We start from the raw sequence: 12,931 nt of genomic DNA on the forward strand, positions 1-12,931 counted from the left end.
TCAGTTTCCTCCTTCACTTGACAGCCCGGCCCAGATCTCCATGGCTGTCTTTTCCTCTTCCGCAGATTTTCCAATATCAAAGTCTATAAAAGAGACCTTCCCGTATTCAGAAGATAGTTCAATGTCCTTTCTCGAAGGTCTTCTGTAGAACTGCTCCATGGCATATTTCTGAGTGTCATAATCCACAATAAAATCGATAAACTTTCCGGCATTATAACTGTGGGGGGCATTCTTAACCATGGCGCAGGCATCCGGCAGAGCAGTTGTTCCGTCAGACGGATAGATCATTGCTATGTCATAGCCCTTCTTTATATATTTCTTGGCAGTCTCCTCCAAAGTTATTCCCACAAGACACTTTCCTGTCTCAACCGACGGAATAATGTCTCCCGACGACTCCAGCACATTACCGTCAAGCTGGCCGTAAAACCTTGGGATGAGACTCTGAAGATTCTCTCCGAACAACTGCTCCATGATAGACAATATGGTATAACTCGTTCCGGAAACCGTCATATCCGCAAATGCAATCTTTCCCTTCCAAACTTCATCGAAAAGATCTCTCCAACTCTTCGGCGCATCCATAACCGATACAAGTTTGGGATTATAAATAAATACGATGGGCAGCTCGGTAAAAGGTGTCCAAAGGTCATCACCGGATAGATAGTTCTCATCCAGTTCATTGATGGAAGAAGGTCTATAGGGCACAAACAGATCTTTCTTTGCCTCATAATACTCCGCTCCACCGCCGAACATGATATCACATTCGCCCTTTTCAGAATCTTCCGAAACATTTTCGAACATTTCAGCAGTTCCTCCGGAATGTATCTCTACCCAGATTCCTGTTCTTTCTTCAAATTCCCTTATTATAGGAAGGTAAACTTCCTCTTTGTGTGATGTATATATCGTTAACTGCTTTTCTTCCGGTACGCTGTACTTCTTTGAAATATTCTCTATTTCATCTTCTCTCGCATCCCCACCGCATCCCGCAAGGAATACAGCCAGTATCACTGCCAGAACCATAACCACACCGGACTTCAGTTTTCTTTTTTTCATCATGCTCCTGCCTGTTGCAATTTTTTCTATCAATGTCATATTTTACTTTATTTTATACTTTTTGTGACACTTTTGTGACATAGACAATGATATTCTCAAGATGTAAATAAGATTATTTACTAAAACCCACCAAATAGTCAGAAAGGTATTGCGGAACCCACACCCCTTCCATCCCCACCGCAACCTTTTTTACTACAATAGAAAAACCTATAGCTTAACGACTCGTCTAGTTAAGCTATAGGTTCTTTCATTTTGGGAAACTTTTATTGAAGCACTGATTCAAGCATTTTCCTCGCCGGATTCAATAGTCATGTAAAAATTTTTCCACCAATTAAAACACTTTGATCAGCATTTTCTTAAATGTTTTTCATGTGTATCTTATCCCGGTTCCGACATTTGCCGAAGTAAATTTAAAGTGCGTGGAATCACGCTTTACTTCGGCAAATGATTATGCCGCGTACCCGGATACGATACAGGAGAACGATCATGATTGAAACTTATAACTCTATCCCGAAACCTGAAACAGATGAAATAGTGCAGCGTCTGGAGATTGCTCACCAGCGGCTTCAGGAGCAGCAGCTGCTTATGAAAGAGAACAAGCTTCCGGTATTTATACTTTTCGAAGGCTGGGGCACCGCCGGAAAAGGCACCGTTTTGGGAAAGCTTTTGAAAAATCTCGACCCTCGATTTTTTGAGGCCAAGTCTATACATGACCCGTCAAAGGACGAGAAAAGAAAACCTTTCCTCACAAGATATTACACAGAGATTCCTGAGGCCGGTCAGTTTAAGTTCCTTGATTCCGGCTGGATGACAGAGATAACTAAGGATGTGCTTTTTGACAGAATCTCAAAAGTCGACTACAAAAACCGCATCAGCAGTGTGCTTCGATTCGAACGATCACTCACAGATAACGGATATCTGGTACTTAAGTTCTTCTTCCATATGAGCCATAAGGAACAGTCAAAACGTATCAACGCTCTAATGGAAAGTAAAGAAACCGCCTGGCAGGTGGATGAGTACGATGTGTGGGAAAACAAGCATTATGACGAATGCTACAAAGTCTTTGACAAGTTCATGGAAGAAACCAATACTTCCACTGTTCCATGGAATGTCATAGATGCAAAGTCGAGAAAATGGGCAGAGCTTCAGGTCATCGAGACCATTGTCGCCGGAATCGATGTGGCTCTGAAGAATCATTCTCTTACTGTGCCACTCATCCAAAATATATTCCCGCTTAAGCGCATGCCTAAGCTTAAAGATATTAACCTGAATAAATCTATTTCAGAAGATGAGTACAAGACTCAGCTCAAGGAACTCCAGGAGAAGCTGGAGAATCTGCATAATGTTGCCTACCTAAAGGGCATCCCTATCATCATAGCTTATGAAGGCTGGGATGCTGCCGGAAAGGGTGGTAATATCAAGCGCGTTACTGCTGCACTGGATCCGAGAGGCTATGTCGTTCATCCTATCGCAAGTCCGAAACCTCACGAAAAGAGCAGACACCACCTGTGGCGTTTCTGGACCAGACTTCCTAAGACCGGTCACTTTGCCATCTTTGACCGCACATGGTACGGTCGCGTTATGGTGGAGCGTCTTGAAGGCTACTGTACAGAAAATGACTGGCAGCGAGCCTATAATGAACTTAACGAGTTTGAAAAGGAATTGAGCGACTGGGGTGCGGTAATCGTTAAATTCTGGGTACATATCGATAAAGATACCCAGCTTGCCAGATTCACAGACAGACAGAACACTCCTGAGAAACAGTGGAAAATCACTGACGAAGACTGGCGAAACAGAGATAAGTGGGATCTCTACGAGCAAGCCGTTGATGAAATGATCGCAAAGACCAGCACCACCTATGCTCCATGGCATATACTCGAGTCAAACGACAAGAAATATGCACGTATCAAAGCCCTGAAGATCATTTGCGCTGCAATGGAAAAGAAAATAAAAGAATCAAAATAGACTTACATAAAAAGACGGGTGATGCAATGACCACCCGTCTTTTCTCTACCCGTTTTATGCTTCCTTTTTCTTCTGCTCCAGCAGATCCTTCTTCTCGTTCTTTATCTCCCAGTGGATAAGGAAAGTCAGAAGACCTCTGAGAATGATTATTGCACCAAGTATTCCAAGCTCTCTCCACTCACGAACAACAACAGTACGGAGAACCTCTCCACCCATCTTGAATTCGAGCGCTAAGGCTATCCCCTGGGCCAAGTCCAGACGTACATGCTGGTCATGACGTATCCATCTTAAGAAGCAGTTGAATGCTGTCCATACAAGTACTGCTATGCCTATCATCTCCAACAGAATAGTACATACAGCAACCACATTCTCCAGCACAAAATCAAGCATCGAAACCAATGATTCCATAATTCATATTCCCCTTCATAAACGCATATAATCTGTCTAATATTATATATGATAATCCCCTGCTAAAATAGCCGGAATTAATCGGTTATATGAAAAATATAATCTGTCGGAAGCTCACGTTCATTTCAGCCTGTTCGCATAGTCTAAATTCAGACTATATGCGGATCTGTTAATGTCTGATATCATTCATTTGTAATCACCAGCCTCATCTTTTTCCAGCTAAAAACCTGCTGGTCCTTATATCCAAGAATCAACTCCACTATCAAATATCACATTCACAGCTGCAACTATATTCAGTTGCATGTGTTTTTATTACATGTTACAATTTTTACTAAGAAGGTATCCAATGGGACAAAAAGAAAAACTCATCCAAAAACTAAAATCAAATCCTAAAGACTTCACCTTTGATGAAGCTGAATCTCTTTTAGGATATATGACTTATCACCGAACCAATAAAGGTAAAACAAGTGGTTCAAGGATTATGTTTACAAGCAATGAGTATCAAACAAAAATTTTGCTTCATAAACCACATCCCCGGAAAGAATTACTTGAATATCAGGTAAAGCAACTAATAGAATATCTGAAACAGGAGGGGCTGTTATGAACAACATAATTGAATATAAAGGTTATATCGGCAGTGTTGAATTTTCCGAGAATGATGGGATTTTCTATGGCAAAGTACAAGGAATACGTTCTCTGATTTCATATGAAGGTACAAATGCTTCTGAATTGGTATCTGATTTTCATGAAGCAGTAGATGAATATCTGAAACTTTGCCAAGAAAATAATACAACTCCGGAAATTGCTTATAAAGGAAGCCTGAATATCCGGTTCAAAAATCATGACATTCATCGCAAAGCTGCCATCTACGCAATCAAACATCAACAGAGTCTAAACAGTTTTATCGAACAAGCTGTAGAAGAAAAGCTTGCACGTATTTGAATTTCACTAATTTCTGATAGCAGTAGCACAGAGGACAGCGTCCCCGTTGAAAAGCTCAGGTTGTCTGATACATTCACAGTTCCGAACAAAACCGGAGATTTCGAATGAACTGCCACTGTTTACAATCTCAACAAAGGCAAAAACGATGTGCTGTTTGAAAAATGCAGGCCTCTCAGAGAATATATGATCCTGATAAACCGGATCAGACTCAACCTGCAGGAAACAAAGTATTTTGAAAAAGCCGTTGTTTCAGCAGTGACATTGTGTATCGAAAACGGAATTCTAAGAGCGTTTCTTATTTCACACAGATCGGGGGTACGAGACGTGGTTATAACTGAATTTGGTGAAAAATCATTCGTAAAAGGAATCAATGAGAAGGGACGCTTACAAGACCTTGCGGAGGGGCAACGAAATATAATCGCTGACTTGCTCCGTGACGGTAAATCTCTAGAATCCATCAGTGACTTCTGCAAGTTTCCAATGGATTTGATCCTCAATGTACAAAACAGTCTGCTGGAATCCAAATGATCTGAGGTTTAACTGACACCAACCACTTACAGATGAAGCGCATTACGCCTCACACAAAACCAATTTTGTTGAGGCGTGTGATAATCTGTTTGCTGAGAAGGACACTGTTCTGCCATTTTTATCCAGCTTTACGGTGACACTATTCATAATACTGTTCTCTGTCATGCACTTTCTCCGACCTTTATCTCCACATATATCATCAATGTAAATGTATCTTATACCTTATCCAAATAAACCCCTTATACCACTCCGCAAACCTCCTCACTCAATAAGCTATTGAAAAATAATAGTATCAAATCCCTTTTTTAGCACATATTCAAACAGATATAAATCTTCAGGCGTAGTTATCTTAAAATTGAAGACGTTTGATTTTACTACAGAAACATCTTCTCCCTTATCTATCAACTGATCAATCCCAATGTTCCTATAAGAATCAATGATACTGTCCTCAGTATAGAGGTACAACTGTTTTAGAGTTCCATAGCGGTATGCTTCCGGGCTCGTCTGACGTGCAATGTCATCACGCGGAATCACACTATCAATCTCACCATCCCTAACCTTTAAAAGCGTTTCATAGCTTGAAATTGCAGTAGTTGCTGCCTTATACTCCTTTAACTTGTCATATAAATCTTTTATCTCTCTGTGTGTAACACAAGGACGAGCGCCATCCGAAACGATCACATTATCTGTATCGAAGCATTTGTCCTGCATAAATTTAATGGCATTATAGGTTGAGCGAATTCTGGTTGTCCCACCCTCGATAACCCACTTAAGCTTTGGAAAGAAAACTTTATGAGCCTCAATCTTCTCTTTATAATTTGCGTTTGAAACAACCAAAATAGAGTCAACTATTTCGCTACTATTAAAGGCCAGCAAAGTATATTCTATAATCTGATGCTCATTAAGAACAATATGTTGTTTGGGTATGTCCGCACCAATCCTTAAACCGCTCCCACCTGCGAGAAGAATAACTACATTCAATTTTCCACTCTCCTTCTAATGCATGCTTCTTTTACATTTTTAGCTATTAGTATCAATAATATGTTTCTCTAAACAATCCATCATAACAACATCTTCATCCATCCTTATTTATTATGAATTATCCATTATGTATCTATAAACTTTCATTTCATGTGTAACCCGCTTATCTACCGGCGGCATTACCATATAATCTCCATAAAACTTGGATAAGTATCTATCATAGTTTTTAGGGATATAAAATTCTCCATCTTCAAACTGATGTTTAATTCTAGGTGTCACCATATCAATTGTAAAAAAATCATTTATTCCATTAGGCCATACGCCATCTCCAACATGATTTGAATGAATGAATCTATCATTCATCTTTTTTGAAAACACGTCCAACTTTGGACCTATTTTCTTATATCCCCCCATTAATCTATAAATACAAAGTCCCAGCATTAAACCTGCTCTTTTGGTTATTGACGAATAATATCCATGTTGTTCATAAAATGCTTCACTCAATGTTCCTACCGTAATAGCCCGCATATATGTCCTTATTATTTTTAAATACTTGCGATGTTTTTTTTCATCATCAGGATAATGGTCTAAAGGAAAAACATCTATCCATAGACATTGGTCTAGATTATTGTTATCACTATCTCTAGTTGATTCTTCTATTCTTAACGATTCATCAATGACTTTAATAAAAGGATATATATGTTTATCCATACCAGGAATACTTAACTTATATTTTCCAATCATTGGTTCTTTCCAAGCAAGTTTTTTTAGTCTCTCATAATCTCGTCTAGGAACCAATATATCTATATCATCATCCCATGGAATAAAACCGTTGTGTCTGACCGCACCAAGCAAGGTTCCACCGCAAAGAATGTATTCTATATGATTTTTCTCAAATAATTCCACCAAAACCTTTAGCATGTCATATTCCGCCAACTGTATTTCTCTAACAGTTAAATATTGTCTGTTCATGTCACTCTCCACAAAATCAATTATTGAATTCGTTTCTATATTTTTTGAAATAATAAAATCTCATGGAGAACATAACAACTTCCCCCATGCACCTTATAATCGCCATAAAGAGAAGAGTATATTTTCCTATTAAAACAGCTATACCTGTAAATAATATTTGAATTATTGCAGCCGTTACAGTAGACTTTGTCGTTTCCTTTATTCGATTTATAGATCCAAGCGCGGGCCAACCTAAGATTATTGCATAGAATCCCAAAAATAGTACCGGAATCAAATCTCTAAATATGGAAATAGCACCTAAATATTTCTCACCTCCTACTATAAGCAGCGCATATTTACCCCATAATACACACAGCAAACAGCCTAGAATAATCAGAGGAGTAAATGTTGTAATTATTTTTTTTAGTAAACATGCATCTTTGCTTCTAACCATTTCCGGATAGATTGCATCAGATATAGGACTATATAACGCTTGACCTGCAGATATTATTTGTATGCATACGCTCCAATAAGCAACATCCGCACTCGTCAACACAATACCAGCAACTACGGTATTAAGGACATTAAATGTCGTCGATGCAACATTGGAGAGAAAATATACCGCTGATTCACTAATTGTTGCTAAACAGTCTTTAATTTTTGGATGAACATATCTAATCCCTACTTTTCTCACTTCGAGATATATCCATATTGCCGCAACTATAGAGCCTATTAGTTCAAGAATTGGAATCAATAATATATCAGAGTTTTTTTTCACGAAGATAAATGTAAGAAGTGTTGCAATCCCCTTCATTATCACAAACCGAATTGTTATAATATGCATTTTTTCCAATCCTCGAAACAGAAAATCCAAGAGAAAAATTGTCATAAATACAGATGTAAAACTTAGATATGTATATAACACATTCACTCTGAGAATTGGTATCATGACTATCAACGCCGTCAAAACTAAGCAAGCAATAGTTGCAAGCATCACTTTTGCAATTATGTTTGTTGATACAATATAATCCAATTTTGATTTGTCTTCTTTATATTGAACAACTTGTTTTGTAGCAGAAAGCGCAAATCCAAAATCAATAACAACCTGCATGTAATTCATAATAGCCTTCTCATATGCGACAATACCATAACAATCAGTTGACAAAACTCTTGTCAAGTATGGTAATGTAAAAAAAGGAAATACAAGCTTAGCAATATTCAACATCACTAACATGCTTGTATTTGTCGCTATAATATTTTGGCGTTTTTTATTGTTTATTCCTTTGATATCTAAATCCATTCAGATAACTCCTCCATATTCTTAACATTATCTCGATTATCAATAATCTTACTGCGATCAAAACTCCGATTGCTTATAAGTCACTGAAGAAAATAGTAACCATTATTAAGTTGATGATGGGGAAATGACTTTGTACGGTGAAAAGATTCAAAGAATGGCAATCAATAAAGTGTCTCTCTTTTAAAAATTATTTCAGACAGGGATAAAATCTATTACTAATGATTGGTCAATTTGTAAGTATTGCAAGTAGCGGTAGCACGATGCTCCTGAAGAAAAGTTGATTTGCAGTTTTCTATATCTCACAATGCTTTAATATAACTCTCACATTTCCATTTTCTTGAATAATAATGGCAAAGCAAGTAATGCCAAAAAATAATTTGTAGCTGTCAGTTCCAATCTGATAAAAGAATAAAATAATCCTATATCCACTAGTAATATTAAATAAACGCTCTTGTAATCAAACCATTCCATAACATTACGATAGCAACGATTTGCAAACAGACCTATCATCATCATACCAACGACTATAGCAATATACCCACCATCAATGTATAAATAATAATAAGGTGTTACAAATGAGTTAGCTACACGTATTCCCGAGGCAACATTTTTAAAGGTATTTGCCTGGACTATATAATTGTATGCATCTGCGTATACTGGCGAAGAATATATGCCTAATCGATCCAAAATAAGAAATGGAATTCTTGTTATTCCGAAGAGACTAACCATTCCATACGTATGTGGTAATGTTTCAATAGCCGGGATCCAAATTGATAACAAAGGTAAGCAAAGTGCAAAATAAAAGTATGCTTCCTCCACTAATCTTACCGAGGTTCTCTGGGTTGTAATAATACCAACTAGAATAATCCCCACCACTATAAATCGCATCATCTTCCTGCGTTTATAACTTACCAATTCTCTATTTAAAGAGATATTTTTACATTTAAATATGGAGTATGTAACAGCAAAAGATAGTGCAAGAATTATTATTCCAAATCTTGCTCCACCTCCCGAAATAATACTAAACCCTTGAATGATTATGGTAAACCATAAGAGTTTCCTATTTCTTTCTCCAAAGAAAAAATCAATAGCGCATAAAGGGTTTAATGCCATTTGAAATGGTGCAACAATAAGAATACGAAAAACCTGTTCTATGTAACTTCTTCTTGAAAAAATAGGATTAGCATTGCCCTCATACGTCTCTGTAAGCCAAAGTCTTACTTGAGTAAAACTTAAACCGCTCATCAAATGATTAGCCGCGATTAATGTATCAATAAGTAAAAGAGCAATCGTGATATAGCACAAACCGTAAATTAATCTATAGTTAATAACGAACGTTCGATTATAAAATGAATCATTATCTATTATGAAATAAATATTCCTAGCAGATATTGCTATCAGTTCACCAATAAAATAACCAATTATTCCCAAAAGTACCATTAGATAGGCTTCTTCAGAAACATCGTTAATGCCAAACATATGTAAACAGTTTAATCCAACAATCACTGTCCATATTCCGTACATAAAAAGATTCGGATTAAATAAATTGTGCGAAGATACTATATGATACAATAATAGTGGTACAGTTATAATTAAACATATTATTCCCATCGGAATTACTCCATTTTGCCATTATTTGAAATACGCTATATAAAGCAGCAATATCTTACGTTTCCAATCAAGCATTTTTCCATTTCTCAATTCTTTTACATTCTTCTTAATCTCTTTCTGCCACCTTGTTAATAAACCTATATCAAAGTTATTGGCATCAATTCCATGAACCATCCCTTTGACATACAATGTAAAATATACCCTTTTTCTATTCAGCTCAGCCCAGTATCGATACCGGTCAGGCACGTCATTGACTATATTTTCCCAAATATCAAATAATACAAGATCCCTGTTTGATAAGGCGGAGCAGGATATTCCTTTATTATTCACAAAATAATGATATAGTTTCTCATTTGTGAAAACTGCTTTATTTGTCTGTTTATATATTTCATATGTGAACGGAACATCTTCCGTTATTATTCCTTCTATAAACTTTATTCCTTTTAATAACTCTGTTGCATATAATCCTCTCCAAACAGCATAGGAACTCTTGCTTCCATCTACTCTAAAAAAAAGTCTCATCAATTTTTCATTATCTAAAATCTCTATTTTCTTTATGTTTTTTTCATCACTTCCTTCACCATTAACTCGGTCAAAATCACAGTAACTCACGTCAGCTTTATTTTTTTTAAGTAAATTGTACAGGACAGATACATAGTCTTTTGATATCCAGTCATCACTGTCAACAAAGCATACATATTTCCCGCTGACAGTCATCAGTCCTAAATTTCGAGCTGATGACAGTCCACCATTCTTCTTATGGTGGACTGTCACTCTTGAATCTTTCTCTTTCCATCTATCACATAATGACGGAGAATTATCTTTCGATCCATCATCCACCAAAATAATTTCCAAATTATGATATGTCTGTGAGGTCACAGATCTCAAACATCTATTAAGATACTTTTCTACATTATGCACTGGAATAATGACAGAAACTAACTCTTCCATGACTTTCTACCTTTTTATCATCTAATGAACTTTATGAAACCTCTTGTCGCCCAAAATACAGTATGAGCAATAGCAGAAAAAGGATTCTCCTTAAAAAATGTTCTTTGAAACCTATAGTGTGCCTTGATTGTTTTCGTTTTATTGCTTGTCACAGACCCCGATGTCATCCTGTACTTTGCCAAAGTTTTTGAATTACCATAAGCGCTATTCTCCAATGCCACTATCTCATACCAATAAGCATAATCATCTTTTAAACTCTTCATGTCCTCATGAAGGTATATTTTGCCATGTTTAGAGCAATCATATAGCCCTGTCAAACATGGTATATAATTTGAACGTCTCATATCCCTCTCGGTTATATGTGGTTTACATTTCTCTGGAGACAATATCTCATTTCCATTTTCATCAATAAATGAACGTGTTGAATATACACATATAGTGTTTTTTTCTTTCATAAATTTAATCTGTTCTTCGAGAAACTCTGGCAACCACAAGTCATCCGCATCCAAAAGAGCAATATACTGACCCTCAGCTCTACGGATTCCATTATTTCTAGCTGATGCCGATCCCCCATTGGGCTGTTGGAATAATTTTATTCGGTTATCTTTTTTTACATATCCACTTATTATTTCAGCCGATTTATCTTTTGAGCCATCGTCTACAATAATCATTTCCCAATTGTTGTAGGTTTGTGACATTACTGACTCGATTGTTTCCGCTACATGCTTTGAGCCATTATAGCAAGGTGTAATAATCGACACTAATCCCTTTGTCATTTTGTCTTGTATGATGTACTCATAACCTAATACACCACTTTTCCTTTCTTTTATAGATATTATGATCCAATACAATTTAGATGCTGTATATTTTTTATCTTTACCAACTTTGACTACTTATTCCAAATTAATTACCCCCAAATTTACCTGAATAGTTTATATACTAGATATTGATAATAACTGCTTACTCATTATTATCCATCGTCTTTTTGTTTCTTCATCTCTCCAGTTCCGCCTTCAACAACACCATCGTCATTTACAAAAACACGGAGACTCCCAATGAAACATCTGACATCCATCTTCAGCCCTAAGTTCCTGACATATTCTCCGTCCAACTTTGCTTTCTCCGGAATCTCCAATTCATCGCGCCCATTTATCTGTGCCCACCCGGTAAGTCCGGGCTTTACATCGTTAGCACCATACTTATCCCGTTCTGCTGTCAGCAAGTCCTGATTCCAAAGTCCAGGCCTCGGTCCAATCACACTCATATTTCCCATGAATATGTCCCAGATCTGAGGTAATTCATCCAATGAATGCTTTCTGATAAAGTGACCTGATTTTGTTATATACTTTTCAGGATTTTCCAACATATGTGTTGGCCTATCATGAGGAGTATCCATCCGCATACTGCGAAATTTGTGCAATTGGAAGTACTGTTTATCACGGCCAAGCCTTTTTTGGGTAAAAAGTACAGGCCCCGGATCATCGATTACAATCCAAAGACTCAAAATAATGAAAACAGGAGATAATATTATCAGTCCCCAAAAAGACAGGATAATATCGAGAAATCTCTTCACATACTTCTCATAAAATGAAGGTATATGTTTAGTTGATCCTATTACCTCCAAATGTCCGCAAACTCCATCTGCATTTATTGGGGCGAATTCATCCGAAACAAACCTCACCATCTTGCCCTCCATAGGGTTCTTTTCTTCCGGTTTGTTTTTATAAACTGATATTGGTTTTTTTATTATTGCTATCGCACACATTCCTGCTGAAATTGCACTAAGTATGAAGGCAATGTTCCAAAACATAGTTTTTTTATATTGTCCTTTACTTCTCATATCAGGCTCCATCGAACAGATTTGGTTCTACGCCATAGAGCTTTTTATGTTCCGCAATCCAGTTATCTCCAGATGATAGCTCATCTCCAACACTGTTAATATTTGCTACCCGTACCTCTGACAAGGCAATCACAGCGTTGCCCTCTTCTATGGTTACTGTATCAACCTTATATCTCTTGCTGAATTGATATGAAGCTAGCTTCTCCCCGTTCTCAAAATGAAGCTCTTTTCCATCAAAGCGACACACAATAGGTGCTTTGATCTTCATTACAAAGTGTTCTGTATCAAATTTCATCACCACATCTACCTCTCCGCATTATATGTTGTGAACCTGAATCCAACCCCTATGGCCGGTTACATTAAGCCAGATAATCGGCTATTGGTTATGCTGTTTCAGAACGTAG

General features: G+C 37.1%; 14 protein-coding genes. 4 read left to right on the forward strand and 10 right to left on the reverse strand.

What is annotated here, in order from left to right:
* The gene (locus BM294_RS11680) at positions 1-1,050 is read right to left on the reverse strand and encodes an extracellular solute-binding protein (RefSeq protein ID WP_175494659.1); all 1,050 of its coding nucleotides are present in this window, start codon (positions 1,048-1,050) and stop codon (positions 1-3) included.
* A 486-nt stretch (positions 1,051-1,536) separates the two neighbouring features.
* On the opposite strand from BM294_RS11680, the gene pap reads away from it, so the two are divergent.
* Positions 1,537-3,015, forward strand: coding sequence for a polyphosphate:AMP phosphotransferase (gene pap / locus BM294_RS11685; RefSeq protein WP_091208456.1), 1,479 nt, complete (start codon positions 1,537-1,539; stop codon positions 3,013-3,015).
* Between the two features lie 54 nt (positions 3,016-3,069).
* Here the strand turns inward: pap and BM294_RS11690 are convergent, their stop codons facing one another.
* Positions 3,070-3,423, reverse strand: coding sequence for a DUF1622 domain-containing protein (locus BM294_RS11690; protein WP_091208458.1), 354 nt, complete (start codon positions 3,421-3,423; stop codon positions 3,070-3,072).
* A gap of 346 nt (positions 3,424-3,769) precedes the next feature.
* Between BM294_RS11690 and BM294_RS11695 the strand changes: the two genes are divergently transcribed.
* The 3 genes from BM294_RS11695 to BM294_RS11705 all read left to right on the forward strand — a co-directional run bounded on the left by BM294_RS11695 (position 3,770) and on the right by BM294_RS11705 (position 4,893).
* Positions 3,770-4,027, forward strand: coding sequence for a type II toxin-antitoxin system HicA family toxin (locus BM294_RS11695; protein WP_091208461.1), 258 nt, complete (start codon positions 3,770-3,772; stop codon positions 4,025-4,027).
* Positions 4,024-4,365 carry a type II toxin-antitoxin system HicB family antitoxin gene (locus BM294_RS11700; protein WP_091208463.1) on the forward strand — a complete coding sequence of 114 codons (342 nt, stop codon included), beginning with the start codon at positions 4,024-4,026 and terminating at the stop codon, positions 4,363-4,365. Before BM294_RS11695 ends, BM294_RS11700 begins: the two co-directional genes overlap by 4 nt.
* A gap of 183 nt (positions 4,366-4,548) precedes the next feature.
* The gene (locus BM294_RS11705) at positions 4,549-4,893 is read left to right on the forward strand and encodes a hypothetical protein (protein WP_091208466.1); all 345 of its coding nucleotides are present in this window, start codon (positions 4,549-4,551) and stop codon (positions 4,891-4,893) included.
* Positions 4,894-5,166: 273 nt separating this feature from the next.
* Here BM294_RS11705 and BM294_RS11710 read toward each other — a convergent pair whose 3' ends face one another.
* From BM294_RS11710 to BM294_RS11745, 8 genes are all read right to left on the reverse strand, one after another.
* On the reverse strand, positions 5,167-5,874 hold the full coding sequence (locus BM294_RS11710; protein WP_091208469.1) for an IspD/TarI family cytidylyltransferase: 708 nt from the start codon (positions 5,872-5,874) through the stop codon (positions 5,167-5,169).
* A gap of 111 nt (positions 5,875-5,985) precedes the next feature.
* Positions 5,986-6,846, reverse strand: coding sequence for a LicD family protein (locus BM294_RS11715; RefSeq protein ID WP_091208471.1), 861 nt, complete (start codon positions 6,844-6,846; stop codon positions 5,986-5,988).
* A gap of 16 nt (positions 6,847-6,862) precedes the next feature.
* A complete protein-coding gene (locus BM294_RS11720; protein ID WP_091208474.1) occupies positions 6,863-8,125 on the reverse strand; it encodes an oligosaccharide flippase family protein in 1,263 nt (420 codons plus the stop codon).
* 321 nt (positions 8,126-8,446) lie between these two features.
* Positions 8,447-9,736 carry a hypothetical protein gene (locus BM294_RS11725; protein ID WP_091208476.1) on the reverse strand — a complete coding sequence of 430 codons (1,290 nt, stop codon included), beginning with the start codon at positions 9,734-9,736 and terminating at the stop codon, positions 8,447-8,449.
* Between the two features lie 21 nt (positions 9,737-9,757).
* Positions 9,758-10,687, reverse strand: coding sequence for a glycosyltransferase family 2 protein (locus BM294_RS11730; RefSeq protein ID WP_091208479.1), 930 nt, complete (start codon positions 10,685-10,687; stop codon positions 9,758-9,760).
* 17 nt (positions 10,688-10,704) lie between these two features.
* The gene (locus BM294_RS11735; protein ID WP_091208481.1) at positions 10,705-11,463 is read right to left on the reverse strand and encodes a glycosyltransferase family 2 protein; all 759 of its coding nucleotides are present in this window, start codon (positions 11,461-11,463) and stop codon (positions 10,705-10,707) included.
* A gap of 194 nt (positions 11,464-11,657) precedes the next feature.
* Complete coding sequence (locus BM294_RS11740) at positions 11,658-12,527, reverse strand: sugar transferase (protein ID WP_242944522.1); 870 nt, start codon at positions 12,525-12,527, stop codon at positions 11,658-11,660.
* 1 nt (position 12,528) lies between these two features.
* Positions 12,529-12,828 carry a hypothetical protein gene (locus BM294_RS11745; RefSeq protein WP_139225880.1) on the reverse strand — a complete coding sequence of 100 codons (300 nt, stop codon included), beginning with the start codon at positions 12,826-12,828 and terminating at the stop codon, positions 12,529-12,531.
* Between the last annotated feature and the right edge of the window lie 103 nt (positions 12,829-12,931).

It is taken from the genome of Oribacterium sp. WCC10, assembly GCF_900113415.1.
Classification (GTDB): Bacteria; Bacillota; Clostridia; order Lachnospirales; family Lachnospiraceae; genus Oribacterium.

What these genes read in the sequence shown, in the direction of transcription:
- BM294_RS11680 (WP_175494659.1), bottom strand. Translation starts at nt 1,050, where the DNA reads ATGAAAAAAAGAAAACTGAAGTCCGGTGTGGTTATGGTTCTGGCAGTG.
- pap (WP_091208456.1), top strand. Translation starts at nt 1,537, where the DNA reads ATGATTGAAACTTATAACTCTATCCCGAAACCTGAAACAGATGAAATA.
- BM294_RS11690 (WP_091208458.1), bottom strand. Translation starts at nt 3,423, where the DNA reads ATGGAATCATTGGTTTCGATGCTTGATTTTGTGCTGGAGAATGTGGTT.
- BM294_RS11695 (WP_091208461.1), top strand. Translation starts at nt 3,770, where the DNA reads ATGGGACAAAAAGAAAAACTCATCCAAAAACTAAAATCAAATCCTAAA.
- BM294_RS11700 (WP_091208463.1), top strand. Translation starts at nt 4,024, where the DNA reads ATGAACAACATAATTGAATATAAAGGTTATATCGGCAGTGTTGAATTT.
- BM294_RS11705 (WP_091208466.1), top strand. Translation starts at nt 4,549, where the DNA reads ATGATCCTGATAAACCGGATCAGACTCAACCTGCAGGAAACAAAGTAT.
- BM294_RS11715 (WP_091208471.1), bottom strand. Translation starts at nt 6,846, where the DNA reads ATGAACAGACAATATTTAACTGTTAGAGAAATACAGTTGGCGGAATAT.
- BM294_RS11720 (WP_091208474.1), bottom strand. Translation starts at nt 8,125, where the DNA reads ATGGATTTAGATATCAAAGGAATAAACAATAAAAAACGCCAAAATATT.
- BM294_RS11725 (WP_091208476.1), bottom strand. Translation starts at nt 9,736, where the DNA reads ATGGGAATAATATGTTTAATTATAACTGTACCACTATTATTGTATCAT.
- BM294_RS11730 (WP_091208479.1), bottom strand. Translation starts at nt 10,687, where the DNA reads ATGGAAGAGTTAGTTTCTGTCATTATTCCAGTGCATAATGTAGAAAAG.
- BM294_RS11735 (WP_091208481.1), bottom strand. Translation starts at nt 11,463, where the DNA reads ATGACAAAGGGATTAGTGTCGATTATTACACCTTGCTATAATGGCTCA.
- BM294_RS11740 (WP_242944522.1), bottom strand. Translation starts at nt 12,527, where the DNA reads ATGAGAAGTAAAGGACAATATAAAAAAACTATGTTTTGGAACATTGCC.